General features: G+C 67.6%; 14 protein-coding genes. 5 read left to right on the top strand and 9 right to left on the bottom strand.

The features are described from left to right. The first annotated feature begins 85 nt into the window (after positions 1–85). From IEY26_RS12825 to IEY26_RS12810, 4 genes are all read left to right on the top strand, one after another. Positions 86–826, top strand: a complete 741-nt coding sequence (locus IEY26_RS12825) for a hypothetical protein (RefSeq protein WP_188979552.1) — start codon at positions 86–88, stop codon at positions 824–826. A 472-nt stretch (positions 827–1298) separates the two neighbouring features. Next, positions 1299–1715, top strand: coding sequence for a Rieske (2Fe-2S) protein (locus IEY26_RS12820; protein WP_188979551.1), 417 nt, complete (start codon positions 1299–1301; stop codon positions 1713–1715). A gap of 83 nt (positions 1716–1798) precedes the next feature. Beyond that, a complete protein-coding gene (locus IEY26_RS12815) occupies positions 1799–2821 on the top strand; it encodes a PQQ-like beta-propeller repeat protein (RefSeq protein WP_188979550.1) in 1023 nt (340 codons plus the stop codon). 93 nt (positions 2822–2914) lie between these two features. After that, on the top strand, positions 2915–5164 hold the full coding sequence (locus IEY26_RS12810) for a homing endonuclease associated repeat-containing protein (RefSeq protein ID WP_188979549.1): 2250 nt from the start codon (positions 2915–2917) through the stop codon (positions 5162–5164). Between the two features lie 304 nt (positions 5165–5468). Here IEY26_RS12810 and IEY26_RS12805 read toward each other — a convergent pair whose 3' ends face one another. The 7 genes from IEY26_RS12805 to IEY26_RS12775 all read right to left on the bottom strand — a co-directional run bounded on the left by IEY26_RS12805 (position 5469) and on the right by IEY26_RS12775 (position 14085). Next, positions 5469–6629 carry an acyl-CoA dehydrogenase family protein gene (locus IEY26_RS12805; RefSeq protein WP_188979547.1) on the bottom strand — a complete coding sequence of 387 codons (1161 nt, stop codon included), beginning with the start codon at positions 6627–6629 and terminating at the stop codon, positions 5469–5471. An 81-nt stretch (positions 6630–6710) separates the two neighbouring features. Continuing rightward, positions 6711–8150, bottom strand: coding sequence for a 2,5-dioxovalerate dehydrogenase (xacF, locus tag IEY26_RS12800; protein WP_188979545.1), 1440 nt, complete (start codon positions 8148–8150; stop codon positions 6711–6713). A 324-nt stretch (positions 8151–8474) separates the two neighbouring features. After that, positions 8475–10136 (bottom strand): thiamine pyrophosphate-binding protein, encoded by a 1662-nt coding sequence (locus IEY26_RS12795; protein ID WP_188979543.1) that lies wholly within the window; start codon positions 10134–10136, stop codon positions 8475–8477. Between the two features lie 90 nt (positions 10137–10226). Next, on the bottom strand, positions 10227–10994 hold the full coding sequence (locus tag IEY26_RS12790; RefSeq protein WP_188979541.1) for an IclR family transcriptional regulator: 768 nt from the start codon (positions 10992–10994) through the stop codon (positions 10227–10229). Between the two features lie 190 nt (positions 10995–11184). Beyond that, positions 11185–11691, bottom strand: coding sequence for a gamma carbonic anhydrase family protein (locus IEY26_RS12785; RefSeq protein ID WP_188979539.1), 507 nt, complete (start codon positions 11689–11691; stop codon positions 11185–11187). Positions 11692–12602: 911 nt separating this feature from the next. Beyond that, positions 12603–13025: a DoxX family protein gene (locus tag IEY26_RS12780; protein WP_188979537.1), complete on the bottom strand. Its 423-nt coding sequence runs from the start codon at positions 13023–13025 to the stop codon at positions 12603–12605. Between the two features lie 13 nt (positions 13026–13038). After that, a complete protein-coding gene (locus IEY26_RS12775) occupies positions 13039–14085 on the bottom strand; it encodes a WD40/YVTN/BNR-like repeat-containing protein (protein ID WP_188979535.1) in 1047 nt (348 codons plus the stop codon). A gap of 85 nt (positions 14086–14170) precedes the next feature. Here IEY26_RS12775 and IEY26_RS12770 point away from each other — a divergent pair, with 85 nt between their 5' ends. Continuing rightward, on the top strand, positions 14171–15169 hold the full coding sequence (locus IEY26_RS12770; RefSeq protein ID WP_188979533.1) for a TatD family hydrolase: 999 nt from the start codon (positions 14171–14173) through the stop codon (positions 15167–15169). A 45-nt stretch (positions 15170–15214) separates the two neighbouring features. Here the strand turns inward: IEY26_RS12770 and IEY26_RS12765 are convergent, their stop codons facing one another. Together IEY26_RS12765 and IEY26_RS12760 are read right to left on the bottom strand one after the other, a co-directional pair. Beyond that, positions 15215–16099 carry a fumarylacetoacetate hydrolase family protein gene (locus tag IEY26_RS12765; RefSeq protein ID WP_188979531.1) on the bottom strand — a complete coding sequence of 295 codons (885 nt, stop codon included), beginning with the start codon at positions 16097–16099 and terminating at the stop codon, positions 15215–15217. Between the two features lie 15 nt (positions 16100–16114). Continuing rightward, positions 16115–17470, bottom strand: a complete 1356-nt coding sequence (locus IEY26_RS12760; RefSeq protein ID WP_188979529.1) for an amidohydrolase family protein — start codon at positions 17468–17470, stop codon at positions 16115–16117. Positions 17471–17509: the final 39 nt, after the last annotated feature.

Raw genomic sequence — 17509 nt, 5'->3', positions numbered from 1 at the left:
GAAACGCCCGTGAAACGCGTTTCCAACTGCTTCCAAACGCGTTTCACCCCGGGCTTGATGAGGGCTTTCAGCCAACATCCGACTAATGGACTCAGAGATTCGTGCTCGGGTACTCCTCGTCGCCGGCCTGGCCGTGCTCGGAGTGACGCTGGCCGGCGTGGGGACTGGGCTCGGGATGACGACTCCCCTGACGAGTCCCGGCGAACGTCCGCAGTTCGTGATCTCCGACGAGAGCGTCACCTGGTCGAACGCTGGTCACAACGTCACGCTCGTCGAGAACATGTCGAACGTACGGATGATTCAGATCGAGAAAGTCGGCTCCGCCCAGTTCAGGGTGCAGACCGAAGCAGAGCGACCACTAACGGCGACTGAACGGCAGCGAGCGCGACAGATTGCGCGACACAATCAGACCGTGCAGACAGCGCTCGCGTCGCTGGAGAACTATACCGTTACCGTGGACCCGATTCGCGAGATCACTGTCTCAGCAGAGCCGACGGGCAGGTATAACGCGACTACCGACGGGTCCGTGGATACCGGCGAGACGTTCACGATCTCGAACGCTACCGGTGACAACGAGGATGGCGCAGTTGTCGCCCGCCGTGAGCCGACGTATGTCGCGGACCGGGCAGTTGTCCAGATTCGACAGCCCAGCGAACCACAGCGACACGAACTCAAATACTCCGTGCGGGTTGACCTGGCGAACGGTACGGTGTCGGCGATTACGGACTGGGAAGCGATCCGGACAGACTCGCCCGGTGCCGATTCCGGAGGCGAACAGAATACGACCACGCTCTCAGCGTCTCAGGACGGTAAAGCCCGGGCCTGAGCGCACGTTCACGTCCGGCTGATCTTCGCTCGCGACGGTTCGGACTCTTTCGGGCTTCTACCCGTGAGCGATTGATCGACTGCTGTCGTTTGGCTAAACACGGCTTCGGTCGTCGCGGCAGGCGTCGACGTCGCGGACCGTCGCGACGCGTCGGAGCCGCCGTGTAAACACCGTCGTGTCCGCTGTTCCAGTCGAACACGGGCGAATTCCGGACAGCGATATATCGGCCAGTATGCGGCGTCTACGGGCTGTTCGGGAACTATATCTATGCTGGATATTAACGGTATTAGGGGTATTCCGGAATAGATCTCTTAGATGGTTATTAGGGGTATGGTGGCATATTGGGGTTAGTTTCGCGGGGTGTCCGAGTCGTTTTTGCCCCGCAACGCGTGGGGGGACGTATGACGCGAGTGAGAGCGAACGGTGACCGTGTCGCGGGTGGTGAGTGCGTGCGGTTCGCGGGGGGCGAGGGATGAGCGACACGGTCGTGGCGACCGTGGAAGAGGTCGAGGAGCGGCGGTCGGTACTCTTCACGGCGTACGACGCGCGCGGGAACCGGGAGGAAGTCATCGTCGTGCCCTGCGAGGAGACGGGGGCGAAGGCGTGGGTTAACCGGTGTACGCACGAGGCGCAGCGGCTCGACCGCGGAATGGGGGCGGCGATGCGGGACGGGGAGATTATCTGTCCGAAGCACGGGTCGATGTTCGACGCGTGTTCGGGCGACTGCGACAACGGGGAGGCCGCGGGAACGACGCTCGTCTCGGTGGACGTGACCGTCGACGGCGACGAGGTGACGCTCACCGATTCGAACTACACCTTCGCCCACGAGGGCGAGAAGGAATCGAACGACGACGTCGGGCCGGGGTCGTCGAGCCACCTGTCCTTCTAGGCGGCGGGTCGCACGCCTGCTGAACGAGGCGACCCCGACGACGGCCCATTGTTTTATCAATACAGGAGTTGTAATTTAGTCCGATGCTCGGTTCTGATCTCGGCGGGCGGCAGTGGCAGACCTACTCCTCCCCGACCCAGAAGACGCTGTACCAGATCGTGAACACGGTAAACGGCCCGGTCGCCGTGGGCGCGTCCGGGACGATTGTCACGCGACGCGACGGCGACTGGCGCGTGCTCGTCGACGACGGTCCGGCGACGCGGGACAACGCGCTGCGCGGCATCGACGTGACGGACGACGGGACGCGCGTGTGGTTCCTCGGCTCGTCCGGTTCGCTCGGCTGCTACGACGTCGAGACCGACCGGAAGTACGACTACTCCTTCCCGAAGGAGATGACCTCGACGTGGGAGGGTATCGCCGTCTCCGGTGACGCGGGGAGCGAGAAGGCGCTCGCGTCGAACGGGAGCGGCGAGGTGCTGCCGTTCGCCATCGACGGCTTCGACATCAAGTGGGGCTACGCGTCGAAGCCGGGGTCCGGTGCGAAAATCACGGCGCTCGCCGCGAGCTCGGACGGCGTCGGCTACGCCGTGAACACGTCCGGGAGCGCGTACCGGACGACGGAGAGCGACGGCTGGAAGGACATCGGCATCGTGAACGCACAGGTGAACTTCTACGACATCTGGGCGGGGGAGAACGGCCGAGTCTACGTCGCCGCCGGCGGCGGCCGCGTCTACCGCTACGACGACTCCTACCACTCCTGGACGCCGCTCCGAGTCGGAAAGGGCGCGCTGCGCGCGTTCGGCGTCGAGGACGAGACGATGGTGGCGGCCGGCGCGAGCGGCCACATCTACCAGCGCACGCCCGCGGACGACGTGCCTCGCTGGGACCGCCTCCACTCGCCGACCGAGAAGACCATCTACGACATCGCGCTCGGCGAGACGGACTACGCGGTCGCTTCCGGCGGCCACATCCTCGTCCGCGAAGGGTCGAAGAAACAGCAGAACGAGCGGAGTCCGGACGGCGACACCTACGACGGCCGCGGCGAGAGCTACGACGCCGACGACAACGCGCCACAGGAGTCGACGGCGGACGCGAAGGACGCGTAGCGCACACCACCCGCCGAGTTTATTCCTGCATTCTATGGCAGTAAATTATATGGGTCTGGGGTCATTTCTTTCAGACAGACGAGGGACCCTACCGTGGATTTACTCAACACCTACATGCGGTCGCGCGGGGACTACAGCCCGTCCCTGCTCAAGCGTACCGGCACCGGCGGCGTCCGCGGGAGCGCTGGCCTCAGCGACGACCCGCTCTACGCCTACCTCGACGAGGGCGAACTCCCCCACTACGTCTTCGCGAGCGCTGGCACGCCGGACATCGCGGTGAACGGCGAGCCGCTCGACCACCGGTTCGGCAAGTACGCGACGATGCTCGTCGCGACCGACGACCGCATCCTCTGCGTCGCCGGCGGCCCCGACGGCGACACGACCATCGACGTCCCCTACACCGAACTCGAAACCGTCGACGCGACGACCGGCCGACGGAAGCTCTCGAAGCAGACGAAACTCACGATCGAAACCGCGGACACGGAGATCACGTTCCGCACGAAGGACACCGGGGCGATTCCGGCTGCGCGCACGTTCGTCGACGAGCGCGTCGCCGACGCTCACCTCGAACGCGCGCGGCAGAAACGCGAGGCCGGCGCGCGCCGCCGCGAGGAGGACGGGGTCTCCGCCGACGCGGAACTCGCCGAAGCCGCCGACTCCGCACAGCGCGCGGTCGACTGGGCCCCCGCCGGATCGACGACGATGGCCGACGGCCTCGACCTCGTCGAAGCCATCGACGACGAACCCATCGAGCCGCCGGAGACCGACGACGACCCCGACCGCGACGCGGACGCCGACTCCGTCTCCGACTCCGCCGAACTCGAAGACGCTCCCGAACCCGCGAACGCCGACACGCGGACGACGCTGAAGACGAAGGAGCCGCTGACGCGCGCTGGCGACTACGACCACATCCCCACGCAGGGCTCCGTCTCCGGCGCAATCGACGCCCTCGCGGAGTCGCAGGTCGAGCCGCTCGACGTCACCGCCACCGAACCCGCCGAGGACTCGGAGACCGACGCCGATTCGGCCCCCGAACCTCCCGCCGACCGCGACGTCGAACCGGAGCCGCGCGGCGCGACGTCGGCCGATATGGACGCGGCGCGCGCGAGCGACCTCGCGGACCCCTCCGGGACGGTCGCCGGCGAGAGCACCGCGCCGAGCGCCGCCGGCGACGACCGCTCCTCGACCGCCGCCGAATCCGCGAGCGACTCCCTCGACGCGTCCGAGGCCGCGGCCGAGAGCGGTCGCGACGCGGTTCCCGAGCGGTACCGGCGTTCCTACGAGACGGTGCGCGACGCCTACCACGCGCACGAGCAGTTCGAGCGCGCGAAAATCGCGGGCGACGTCGAGGAGGCGAAAGCCCACCTCCAGGACGCCCGCGACGCCTACGAGACCTACCTCGACGAGCGCGCCGTCGCGCCCATCGAGGTCGACGTCGACGACCTCCCCGGCGACTCCCGCGCGCTCCCGCCGGAGACCGATATCGAACGCCGCCTCACCGAACTCCCCGAGATTCCCCCGCGCGAACCCATCGAGGGCGTCAGCGTCGCCGGGACGTCCACGCCGACCACGCTCGAAAAGTCGACCGACGGCCTCGCCGGCGACGCGCTCGACGCCGAAGCCGAACCCGGCGCGGAGCCGGAACCGGAGCCGACGGCCACCGTCGAGGACGACGCGGCGACCGACGCCGCCGAACCGGAAGTTAACGACGAACCGGAACTCGATGCTGAACCCGACGCCGAAGCGACGACGGAAGACGACGCGTCGTCGCCGGACGCCGAACGCACGTACGAGGAGTCCGGCCGGCTCGCTGAGGTCCGCGACGAGCTCGCGGCGCTCCACGAGGCGAAAGGCGACGTGCTCGAAGAGACCGACCTCGTCGAGAGCGACGTCACCGTCGCGGACTGCATCGAGGCGTACGGCTCGTGGACCGAAGCCGTCGAAGCCGCGGGCTGTGAGCCGCGCCCGCGCCTCCTCGGCGAACTCCAGCGCGTCTCCCTCGGCCTCGGCGAGATCCCGACGCGCGAGCAGATGAACGCGCACGGCCGCTACGACGCGACGCTCTACGACCGCTACTTCGACAGCTGGGCGGACGCGAAGACCGAACTCGACGCGTGGACGCCCGACAGCACCGACGACCCCGAGCCGAACCCCGAACCCAAATCCCTCGAAGCGCGACTCGCGGACGCCCTCCGCGAACTCCGCGCCGAGAAGGGCCGCGTCCCCACCCGCAGCGACGTGATGCACGACTGCCCGCACTCCATCCTCCGCTTCAACCGCGAGTTCGGCTCCCTCGACGACGCCCTCGACGCCGCCGGCGTCACCGCCGAACCCGTAGAGTAATCCGCAGGCTGAGCAAGTCCCAGTCTCCCTCACTCGTTCTCCCTACTGGGCGCTTCTTCGAGACTTATCCGTCGTTCATCAGCGACCGACTAATGAACCTCGCGAGCACCTCAACAGAACTATCTCATAGATGAATTAGACAGAATATCTAAATATTCTGTCTTAGATAATTATGAGTAGTGTAGTATTCCCGGGTTTCTGCTGCGGGTTGGACACGCGGTCGTCGACGGCGTCGAGAGAGGAGAACGGCGGAAGTATCGAGAGTACCGAGAGTGTCGAAAGCGCCCGAAGTTCCGATGGGGAGTTATTCGAACGCGGCGATGCCGGTGAGGTCCTGGCCGAGGATGAGGGAGTGGATGTCGTGGGTTCCCTCGTAGGTGTAGACGGTCTCCATGTTCGAGAGGTGGCGCATCGGGCTGTAGTCAGCGGTGATGCCGTTGCCGCCGAGCATCTCGCGGGCGACGCGCGTCTGGTCGCGGGCCATGCGGACGTTGTTCCGCTTCGCCATCGAGACCTGCTGCGGGCGGAGGTCGCCGCGCTCTTTCAGGTCGCTGAGGCGGTGCGCGAGGAGTTGAGCGTTCGTGATCTGCGTCGCCATCTCCGCGAGCTTCTCCTGTTGAATCTGGAAGCCGCCGATGGGCTTGCCGAACTGCTCGCGGTCGGTCGCGTACGCGCGAGCCTCCTCGAAGGCGTCGCGGGCCGCGCCGACGGCGCCCCAGGCGATGCCGTAGCGCGCCTGCGTGAGACAGGAGAGCGGGCCCTTCATCCCCTCGACGCCGGGGAGGACGTCCTCCTCGCTGAGGCGGACGTTGTTCAGGTTGATCTCGCCCGTGATGGACGCGCGGAGGCTGAGTTTCTCGTCGATCTTGTTCGTCGTGACGCCGTCGAGGTCGGTGTCGACGACGAAGCCCTTCACGGTGTCGTCGTCGCTGCGGTCTTTCGCCCAGACGACGGCGACGTCGGAGATGGGGGAGTTCGTGATCCACGTCTTCGCGCCGTTGAGGACGTACTCGTCGCCGTCCTTCTCGGCGTGCGTCTCCATCCGCGACGGGTTCGACCCGTGGTTCGGCTCGGTGAGCCCGAAGCAGCCGACGGCTTCGCCCATCCCGAGGTCGGGGAGCCAGGTCTCCTTCTGCTCCTCGCTCCCGAAGGCGTGGATGGGGTACATGACGAGTGCGCCCTGCACGCTCGCCATCGAGCGGAGGCCGGAGTCACCGGCTTCGAGCTCCTGCATGAGGAGGCCGTACGCGCGCTCGGAGACGTTCGGCAGCCCGTAGCCTTCGAGGTTCGGCGCGTAGAAGCCGAGTTCGCCCATCTCCGGGATGAGCTCGGTCGGGAACGTGCCCTCGATGAAGTGCTCGCCCGCGTCCGGCTTGAACTCCTCTTCGACGAACTCGCGTGCGGTCTCCTGGATGAGCTGTTCCTCCTTGGAGAGGTCGGCTTCCAGGTCGACGTAGTCAAGCATCGACTCCCCCTTGAACGTGTGCCTCATTAATACTGCGGGTTTGGCCACGACAGCTATCGCGTCGCCGCCCGAAACGCCCGGTTAGTAGCTGTCGTAGACGGTCTTCAGGCGCGTGTAGAACCGGAGGCCGGCGTCGCCCTGCTCGCGGAAGGTGTTGCTGGAGGAGTCCTTGATGCCGCCGAAGGGGACGTTGACTTCGGTCCCGGTCGTCCCCTCGTTGATTTTCACGAGGCCGGACTCGGACTCGTCGACGAAGCGGTTCGCCTCCGAGTGGTCCTGCGTCACGATGCTCGCCGCGAGCCCGTAATCCACGCCGTTCGCCACCTCGACCGCTTCCTCGAACCCGGACACGGGGATGACGGCGAGGAGCGGCCCGAACACCTCTTCTTGCGCGATACGCATCTCGGGGTCGACGTCGGAGAACACGGTCGGCTCGACGAAGTACCCGTCCGTTTCGGCCTCCGGGCGGCCGCCGCCCGTCTCCAGCGTCGCGCCGTCCTCCTTCGCGACGTCGACGTAGTCGAGCGTCCCTTCGAGCTCGCTCTCGTTCGCCTGCGGCCCCATCTCACCGCCCTTCAGCCCGGGACCGACTTCGATTGACTCCGTGCGCGCCACGATACCCTCCAGGAACTCGTCGTAGACGTCCTCGTAGACGATGGCGCGCGACGTCGCCGTACAGGCCTGCCCGGTCACGCCGAACGCACCTCCTTGGACGATGTCGAGCGCGTCCTCGAGGTCCGCCGAATCCGAGACGATGGTCGGATTCTTCCCGCCCATCTCCGTCTGCACGCGCTTCTGGTCCTCGCACGCCGACTCGTAGACCCGGCGGCCCGTCGCCGTGCTCCCCGTGAACGACACCGCGTTCACGCCCGGGTGGCTCGTCAGCGCGCTCCCGACCTCGCTCCCCGACCCGACGACGTAGTTCGCCACGCCGTCCGGGAACCCGACCGCGTCGATGCACTCGAAGACCTTCCGCATCACGTTCGGCGTCGCGCTCGCCGGCTTGAAAACGGCAGCATTCCCCGCGGCCAGCGCCGGCCCGAGCTTCCACACCGGAATCGCGATCGGGTAGTTCCACGCCGCGATGAGCCCCACCACCCCCACCGGCTCGCGCCGCGTGAACAGCCGCTTATCCCGCGCGCTCGCGTTCTTCACGTCCCCGCCGAAGTCCCGAATCGCCTCCGAGTAGTACCGGAGACTGTCGATCGCGTGCCCGACCTCGCCCGCCGCCTCCCCGAGCACCTTCCCCTCCTCGCGCGTCAGCGTCTCCGCCAACTCGTCCTCGCGCGCCTCCAGTTCGTCCGCGAGCTCCCGCAACAACGCCCCTCGCTCCGGCGCGGGCGTCGCCGCCCACTCGGACTGCGCCGCCGACGCCGCCGCGACCGCCGCGTCCACGTCCGCCTCACCCGACGCCGGGAACTCCCCCACGACGTCGTCGAGGTCCGCCGGATTCCGCACCGTCGCCGTCTCGCCCGATTCCGCCGCGACCCACTCACCGTCGATGTAGTTCTCGTACGCCATCACACCCACATCCGAAAGCCGCCGCCTTAACGGTTCGGTCGCCGGCCGCCCTCGCCACCCAAATACACCTACACCGAACGACCGTTCACCATCGACCCACTCGCAATCTCGTAGCTCGGTCGCTATCGCTCAGTCGCTCCGGGAAACGTTCCTCACGGGTCGCGTTCGCTCACGGTTCCACCGTTCGCTCGTTCGGCGGCCCGCGGGGCCGCCCGCTCCCCGTTCGGATTGTCGTTGCTCGGAGGGAGCGCTAGCGACTGAGAGCAACGTTCTGCTCGCGGGTCCTTCGTCCCCGCTCGCGTTTTCGTGGGTCTCGCTCGGACGCTACGCGTCCTCGCTCCGACCCACGTTACCCATATACTCGCCCGCCTGCGGCTCCTCGGGGTCGGTGGGGACCTCGATGAGCACGGGTTCGTCGGCGGCGAGGCCGGTGTCGAGTGCGTCTTCGAGTTCGTCCGGGCTCGTCGCGCGGACGGCGGTCATGCCCATGCCGGCGGCGATGGTGGTAAAGTCGAGGTGGGTGTCCTGCCAGGAGTATTCGCCGGGAGAGAGGTCGTAGCTGCGGCCGGCTTCCTCGCTGATGATGGCGTAGTCGTCGTTGTTGAAGACGACGACGGTGATGGGGATGTCCTCGCTGACGGCGGTGTGGAGTTCGTGGACGCACATCATGAGGCCGCCGTCGCCGGTGAGGGCGACGACGGGGTCGTCGGGGTTGGCGAGCGCCGCGCCGATCGCGCCGGGGACGCCCGTGCCCATGGTGGCCCAAGAGCCCGGGTTGACGTAGGAGCGCGGGCCGTAGGCGTCGAAGGTGTTGAGCGCCCAGACGCGGAAGCCGCCGGCGTCGACGGAGACGACGGTCTCGCGGGGGAGGGCGTCGCGGACGGTGGCGAGCGCGGCGACGGACGTCATCGGGTCGGTCTGCGCGCGGAGGTCCGATACTTGCTCGGCGAAGGCGTCGCGGGCGGCCTGTGCGCGCTCGCGGCCACCGGCGGAAGCGAGCGTGACGGCGGCGAGGCCGTCGTCGAGGGCGCGCAGCGTGCGGTCGGCGTCGGCGACGATGCCCACCGTGGGTTCGTAGGCCTGTCCGAGGTCGCCTTCGTCGAGAGTGACGTGGACGAGGGCGTCGGGGAGGTCGACCGAGTGTCCGCGGGTGGCGACGGCGTCGAAGTCCGTGGCGACGCCGAGGAGGGCGTCGGCGTCCGCGAGGAGGGCGAGGAGGTCGGGGCTGGCGCTCCCGGAGAGCGTGCCCGCGTAGAGCTCGTGGTCGCCCGGAATCACGCCTTTTCCCTTGTAGGTCGTGACGACGGGAGCGTCGAGGCGTTCGGCGACGGCGAGCAGCGCGTCGCTGGCGTTCGCGCTCCGCACGCCGCCGCCCGCGAGGATGACGGGGTCGGCGGCGTCAGCGAGCGCGCCGACGGCGGCGTCGACGGACGCGGCGTCGGGTTCGAGCACGGGGCGCTCGGGCGCGTCGCCGCGTTCGGCGAGCGGGACGTCCATCTTGAGGAAGTTCTTCGGGATGCCGAGCCTGACGGGACCGTTCGGCGCGGTCTGTGCGATGTCGACGGCGCGGTCGAGCTCCGCGAGCGTCGATTCGGGGTTCTGCACGACGATGTTCTCCTTCACGACGTTGTCGTAGGTGTCGGGCGGCGTCTCGTGGATGCCGTCGCCGCCGCGGAGGTCGGGGTCCGTCTCGATGGCGACGTGGAGGAGCGGCGTGCAGTCGTTGAGCGCGTTCTTCAGGCCGTTCATCGCGTTCATGTCGCCGGGGCCGGGGATGACGACGGTCGCCGCCATCCCGCCCCCGGTTTCGGCGTACGCCCACGCCTGGTGGCTCACCGCGGTCTCGTGGCGGGCGACGACGAAGTCGATGTCCGCTCGCGAGCCGATGGCTTCGTTCAGCGGGAGCGACTGCTTCCCCGGGATGCCGAACACCGTGTCGATGTCGTTGCCGACTAACCGGTCGACGACTGCTTCGTTCACGCGCATTACGACCACCGTCGGGAGGGCGAGTTGAAATACGTTCCGCCACTCTGCGGTCTCGAATCGGCCGCCCGGCTGTTTGACGGTCGCGAACGGCTAGCCGAGTTCGGCGTTGACTTCCACGACGTTGACGGCCTGCCGGAGGTCGGGGAGTATCTCGGACTGGATGCGGTCGTCGGTCATCCGGCTCGCGGGCCCGGAGACGCTCATCGCGCCGACCGGCTCCGACTCCCCCGTGACGAGCGGCATCGCGACGCAGCGGATGCCGTGCACGCGCTCTTCGTCGTCGACGGCGTACCCTCGCTCGCGCACGCGGTCGAGTTCCTCGGCGAGCGCCTCGCGGGAGGTGACGGTCTCGGCAGTCCGCTCGGGGAGGCCGTGTTCGGCGACGATAGCGTCGACGCGTGCTTCGGGGAGAACAGAGAGGATGGCTTTGCCGAGGCCGATGGAGTGGAGGTGCTCGTAGCGGCCGATGTCGGCCGAGGGGTTGACGGCGTCGCTCCCCGTGGCTCGGTAGACGTAGACGGCTTTCCCGCCTTCTTCGACGGCGAACTGCGCGCGCTCGCCGTGCGTCGCCGCGAGGTCGTCGAGTTCGCGCGTCACGGCGTCGTAGCTCCCGACGTGGGATTTCGCGGCTTCCGCGAGGCCGAGGTAGCGGAGGCTGAGGCGGTAGCGGCCGTCGTCGTTCACGACGTAGCCGTGTTTCGCGAGCGTCGCGAGATGCGTGTGCACGGTCCCCTTCGAGCGGTCGAGTGCCTCTGCGAGCTCGGAGACGCCGACGGTCTCGCGCGCTTCGAGTTCGTCGAGGACCCCCAGCGCGTTCTCGACCGACTCGATGGTTCGTGGTGCGTCCGATTCGGGCATACGCGACTCTGTCCCTCGCCCACCATAAGTGTTTGGCCCTCCCGAACGAGCGACCTCCCGAAGACTGGCAGCGCGAGCGATTCGCCGAGACGCCCGCCAATCATCGGGTCGAGAGGACCGCCGAGAAGCCGACCCCGCGGAACCAACCATTCGTTTGACGTTCGCGAACGGATGCGGGTGACGGGATTCCCTACTCGGAGTCCGCCGCGACGGCGTCTCGGTGGCGCGTCGCGAGTTCGACGTAGTGGTCGCGCGTCGCCGAAATCTGCTCTAGCTGGTCCTCAGTGAGCGGCTTCGTCTCCGCCGGCGTCCCGTACGCGAGGTGCCCATCCGGGACCGTCTGGTCCTGGAGGACGACGGCGTTCGCGGCGACGACGCAGTTCTCTCCCACCGTCGCGCCCTTCAACACCGCGCTCTGCATCCCGACGAGCGTGTCGTCACCGACGCTCGCGTAATCCACCACCGCGCCGTGCCCGACGGTGACGCCGTCCCCGAGCCCCGCGCCGTGCAGCATTGTGAACTCCTGGACGTTCGTCTCGTCGCCGACGACGACCGCGCCGTCGTCCCCGCGACAGCAGACGAACGGCCAGATACTCGCCGACTCTCCCACGGTAACGTCCCCGATGAGCGCGCTCTGCGCCGACACGAACGCGGACTCCGCCACGGTCGGCGACGCCCCTTCGAACGGTCGTTCCATATCCGACACTCACCCGCGCCTCACAAGAACGTTCGCCTCTCCCAACCCGCCTCGCCCGCGCGTCAGTTTACAGGGATATGGCTGTAACACCACTACCGCGTCGCGACACTTCGTTCGAGCGTGCCGAACGGCCCGCGCGACGACGACCCTCCGGTCGCTCGGGAGAACGACGAGTTCTCGCAGGCGCGCCGGAGCTGCTCGCGGCCCATCGTCCCCGGCAGGCGGTTCCACGTCCGACCCATAGCGCGATACAGGGAGTCGTCGCCGCGCGAAACAGGGAGATCACCGATGTGGGGCACCGCGCCGTGCCGTAATGCGTCACGCCCCCACCCCCGAGAATCGGTGCGTTCGGCGGTCCCGCGGAAGCGTCGGCGACGCCGGCGGCGACCAGCGAACCGCCCTCGGCTCATCCCCATGTCGGTCAGTCGGAAGGAGACACCTAGAGAAAGCGGGTAGAAATACCGATTCAGCCTGCCACGAGTCATCCAACGTCGAACCGCGTAGTGTCGGATAGCGGGGAGAGACGGCAGAAGAGGACTCGAAACATTGCTCTTACTTAACAAGACCCTTTCGTTCAGGGCGTGTACCATTACCGCGGCGCTCGACGGGATCACAAGGACGAAATCCTCGGTTTCTCCCTCACTGCCGCGCTCTCATCATCCCGTACCACTCGTCGTTCAGATGTCGACTTAAACGCGCTGAAACGGCCCGGAGTGCGCCTTCGGCTCCGATTATCGGACGAAGCCGCCGCCGTCCGATATTGCGTCATCTATGCACTCTTCCGGTACGGTGGACGTGACGGCTCTGTGCTGTCGACGCCTCTGTCCGTGCGTTAGTAAATATATTTCCCCTGACTGGATTTCCGTCAGGAGTGTGACTGAACGGTGCAGTGGTTCGTCTGGAGGGCGGTGCTAGTCGGTCGGTTGGTCGTGTTCGTCGGCGGCGTCTCGCGAGGCGTCGGCGAGGAGGAGGAGCGCGCCGCCGAGGAGCGCGCCGTTCTTGAGGAAGTTGGTCTTGTTGGCCTGCCGGTCGGCGTCGTCGTCGATGTTCCAGAAGTCGTGGATGGCGGGAGTGGTGGTGAGGAAGAAGACGGCGAGCGCGCCGGCGGCGGCGCGGGGGTAGCGCCAGCAGAGGATGCCGATGTTGGCGACGAGGAGCATGCCGGTGGCGGCGGGGACGAGGAGGTCGGGGAGCGGGACGTCTTTCTGTCGGGCGACGTCGACGCGGTGGTCGTTGTGGCGGAACCCGTCGATGGCCATGTAGGCGAGGACGCCGCTGTAGAGGAGGCGACCGAGGAACGACGGCTTCCGGCCGGGAGCGTTGGAGTGTGTCATCGTGAATGAGGGGTCAGTCGATGGAGGCGATGCGGCTGACGTTCGCGGCGAGGCGACCGACGGTCTCGTATGCGCCGTCGTCGGTGCGGCGCATGAGGCGGCCTTCGACGTCGTCTCGGGGGTCGGGGACGTCGAAGAGGCCGGAGCCGCAGACGACGTCGCCGTCGTGGACGGTCCACGTCTCCACGACCTCGTGGGGCTCGCCGGGGTAGGTGACGCGGTCGAAGTCCCGGCCGAAGTTCGTGGATTCGAAGAGCGCGGCGTCGTGGCTGTCGTTCACCCACGCTGGCGGGGCTTCCTCGCCGCCGCCGAAGAAGACGGTGCCGTCGTGGACGAAGACGCACCGGATGTAGGAGAAGTCGTTCCCGGCGTCGACGCGGTTCCACGAGTCGCCGGCGTCGGTCGTGCGCCAGAGACCGCCTTCGCCGACGGCGTGGCCGAGGCCGAGGTTCTCCAGGTTGTGGTCGAGGTAGCCGGTCGCGGCGAGCCAGACGTCCTCGGAGATGGGGAGGACTTGGTGGACGTCGTCGACGATGGTGTCGCGGCGGTCTCGCCAGGTCTGGCCGCCGTCGTCGCTGAGGTGGACGCCGCCGGCTTCGACGCCGGCGACGAGCCGTTCGGGGCGTCCCGGGACGTGTTCGAGCGTGCGGAGGCGGGCGTAGTGCGGGTCGATGGGGGACTCCCAGTGGCCGCGGGAGGGGAGGTCGCGAAAGCCCTTGAGCTCCGTCCACGTGTCGCCGTGGTCGACGGAGCGGTAGACGTAGGGGTCGTTCGTGCCGGCGTAGAGGACGCCGTCGGTGGCGGCGAGGACCGACCAGACTTCGCTCTGACCGGCGTGCCAGAAGCGGTCGCCGAGCGGGACGCCGAGGTCCGTCCACTCGACGCCGTCGGGCGAGTAGAACGCGCCGGTCTCGGAGGCGACGTAGACGCCGTCCGTGTGGTCGTAGGTTTCGACGCCGGTGACGACGCCGCAGTCGAGCACCCGCTCGGCGTCGCCGCGCTCGAACGGGATGTCGTTCACGCGGAAGAGACCGTCGTCTGTCCCGATCAACAGTGGCATACAGGGAACGTACCCGTCGTCCTCCATAAGTGTTTACCACGCTGTAAAACGCTAAGTGGGCGGGGCGGATAGGTCGCAGTGACAGATGGATTCGTATCCGACGCGCCGGCCGACCGACGCGACGTACCTCGACGACGACGTCGACTACCCGACCGAACTCCTCAACCTCCCGTGGGTCGACCCGCACAATCACGCGCACACGCTCTCGTGGTCGGACCGGGAGCAGTACGCGCTCACCGGCTGTCGGTCGATGCTCATGGTCGCGTCCGGCTACCACTGGACGCCGTACAAGCCCGTGGAGGCCGACGACGTCCGCTTCCTCTGGGACGACGCCATCAACCGACGCGCGGCCATCGAGCGCAACCACTTCTTCGAGGCGAAACTCGGCCTCGGCATCCACACCGGCGTCCGTATCACGAACCCCGACGACCTCCTCGACGCGATGACCGAGTACGCCGCACTCGACGAGGTCGTCGCCATCGGGGAGACCGGCGTCACGCCCGGCCAGCAGGTCGAGGCCTGGAGCCTCGACGAGCAGCGCGCCGTCGTCGAAGGCCAGATGGCGGTCGCCGCCGACCACGACCTCCCCGTCCTCCTCCACACGCCGAACACCACGAACGAGGCCCTCCCGGACTACCGGCCGGAGCTCGGCACGCCCGGCTACGAGAAGAACGGGAGCCTCGCCCAAGAGCCCGTCATGGAGGGGGAGAACCCGGCGCTGGACGCGGTGAAAGTCGACGTGCAGGCGGCGCGGGACGCCGGCCTCCCCGAGGAGCGCGTCGTCGCCTCCCACGCGGACCCGAACAACACCGACTACCTCATGGAGGAGACCGACTGCTACCTCAGTTATACTATCGGGCACTCCTGGCTCGTCGGCGTCACGCCCGAAGACGTCGCCGACGCCGTCGAGACGTACGGCCCCGAGCGGATCATGATCGACACGGACTGCGCGAACGTCCTCCGAACCGACCCGCTCGCGGTGAAGCGCGCGATGCTCGAACTCTACCGGCTCGGCGTCAGCGTCGACGACATCCGCACGGTCGTCTTCGAGAACCCGCGGGACGTCTTCGGGTTCGACGCCTGAGCGGATAGAGCCGGAGGTTCGAGGGCTTGGGAAGCCGCTCGCCGGTTAGCGGTAGGCGAACTCGTTCGTCAGCTCGCCGACCCCGTCGACGCCGATTGTGACTGTGTCGCCGTCTTCGAGGAGGACGGGCGGTTCGCGGTAGACGCCGACGCCGGGCGGCGTGCCGGTGAAGAGCAGGTCACCGGGCGTGAGCGTGAACGCCTGACTGCAGAAGGAGACGAGTTCGTCGACGCCGAAGATGAGCTGGTCCGTGTTGGAGTCCTGGAGTCGCTCGCCGTTGACTTCGGCCCAGATGTCGAGCGCGTGCGGGTCGTCGACCTCGTCGGTCGTGACGAGTTCGGGGCCGACGGGCGCGAAGGTGTCGAGGCTCTTCCCGCGCACCCACTGGCCGTCGCCGTGCTGGAGGTCGCGCGCGGAGACGTCGTTCCCGACGAGGAACCCGGCGACGTGGTCCATCGCGTCCTCGGGGCTCACCTCGCGCGCTTCCTCGCCGATGACGGCGACGAGTTCCGCCTCGTAGTCGACCTTCTCCGTCAGGTCGGGGTCCCACTCGACCGCGCTGTCCGGGCCGGTCACCGCGGTCGGGAACTTCGAGAAGAGCACGGGCGTGTCCGGAATCGGATTCCCGCCCTCTTCGGCGTGATCGCGGTAGTTGAGGCCGACGCAGACGACCTTCTCCGGGTCGGTGACGGGCGCGGCGCGCTCGACGCTGTCCGCGTCGCGGACGCCGACCCCCGTCTCCGCCGCGTATTCGACCGCGAGGTCGACTTTCCGCTCCCACTCCCAGTTCGCGAGCAGGTCCGTCGTTCGGCGGGGGATGTCGACGCCGGCCGCCTCGCCCGCCTCGGGGAGGTCGATGACCGCGTCGTCCCGTCGTACGCCGCACCATACGCCTTCGCTGTCCGCCGTCGTGTATTGTCCGAGTTTCATCTGTGTTGAGTGTCGTTAGCGGTCGATACCGGACTCCTCGACGAGGCGTTCGCCGGATTCGACGAACCGGTCGAACTCGTCCTCGACGAGGGGGTTCAGGAGTTCGCCGTCGCGTTTCTCGAACTCGCCGTCGACGAGCACGTGGTCGATGTGCGAGGCGTCGGCCTGGAAGACGATGGTCTCGATGGGGTCGTGCGAGGGAGCGGTCATGAAGTCGTCCGTGCGAATCATCGTGACGTCCGCGCGCTTCCCGGGCGTGAGCGTCCCGATCTCGTCCGCCATCCCGAGCGCCCGTGCGCCCTCGATGGTCGCGGACTTGAGCGTGTCGCGGCACGTGATGTCGAGCGAAGTGACCTCCTCGCCGCCCTCCATGGTCTTCTCGTTGTCCAGCATCCGCTGGGTCTGCATGCCGAACCGCATCTGGCTGCCCATGTCGCTGCTGATGTTCGAGCAGACGTCGACGCCCCAGGCGACGCGCCCGCCGGCCTCCAGCACTTTCCCGGTGACGGGGACGCCGTGGCCCATCTGCATCTCGACTTCGGGGGTCGCGGAGAAGGAGACGCCCTCGTCGACGGCGTGCTGGATGTCCTCCTGTGAGAAGTTGTTCGCGTGGGCGATGTTCACGTCCGGGCCGAGCATGTCGGATATCGCGCCGAAGCCCTGGTACTCCTCGTTGTAGGTCGAGGAGGTCCAGAGCGCCGCGCCCATGTGGATGCTCGCGATGGCGTCGAGGTCGCGCGCCAGTTCGAGGTCGGCGCGCGCGGTCTCGTCCGTGCAGAAGTCCGGGCCGCGGAGGCCGAGACCGAGGCTGAGCAGGTCGTCGCCCTCGATCTGTCCCTCGTAGACGTCGCGGATGAGGCCTTCGGGGAGGCCGACGTCGCTCTCGTACCACCATTTCGCCGCGTCGTCGCCCGGCGGGCCGTAGGTGTAGACGGCGCGGAGGCCGGCGTCCTGGAGCGCGTCGACGGCGCGCTCGGCGTGTTCGAGCGAGTTCGGGTACGACCAGTCGAGCGCCGTGGTCGTCCCCGTGTGGAGTTTCTCCAGCGCGCCGAAGAGCCCGCCGAGGTACATGTCCTCGGGCTGGTAGAGCCCGGTGATGTTGCCGAGCATGTGGTCGAAGTACTCGCCCATGAGCGACCAGTCCCCGGCGATTCCACGCACCTGAGTCTGCGCCATGTGAACGTGCGAGTCGACGAAGCCCGGGAGGACGATGTGGTTCTCCGCGTCGACGACCTCCGCGCCGCTCGCGTCGAGGTCGTGACCGACGTCGAGTATCTCGCCGTCCTCGATGAGGACGTCGGCGTCTTCGAGGTCGCCGATCTCGGGGTCGAGCGAGATAACGGTCCCATTCTGGATGATTGTTCGTGGCATGACCACCAGAACCATTTGACCACGAGGTTAAAAATTTAC

The sequence above is a fragment of the Halocalculus aciditolerans genome (genome assembly GCF_014647475.1).
GTDB lineage: Archaea > Halobacteriota > Halobacteria > Halobacteriales > Halobacteriaceae > Halocalculus > Halocalculus aciditolerans.
The sequence above is the reverse complement of the archived record's forward strand: the minus strand, read 5'-3'. Positions and strand labels throughout refer to the sequence as shown.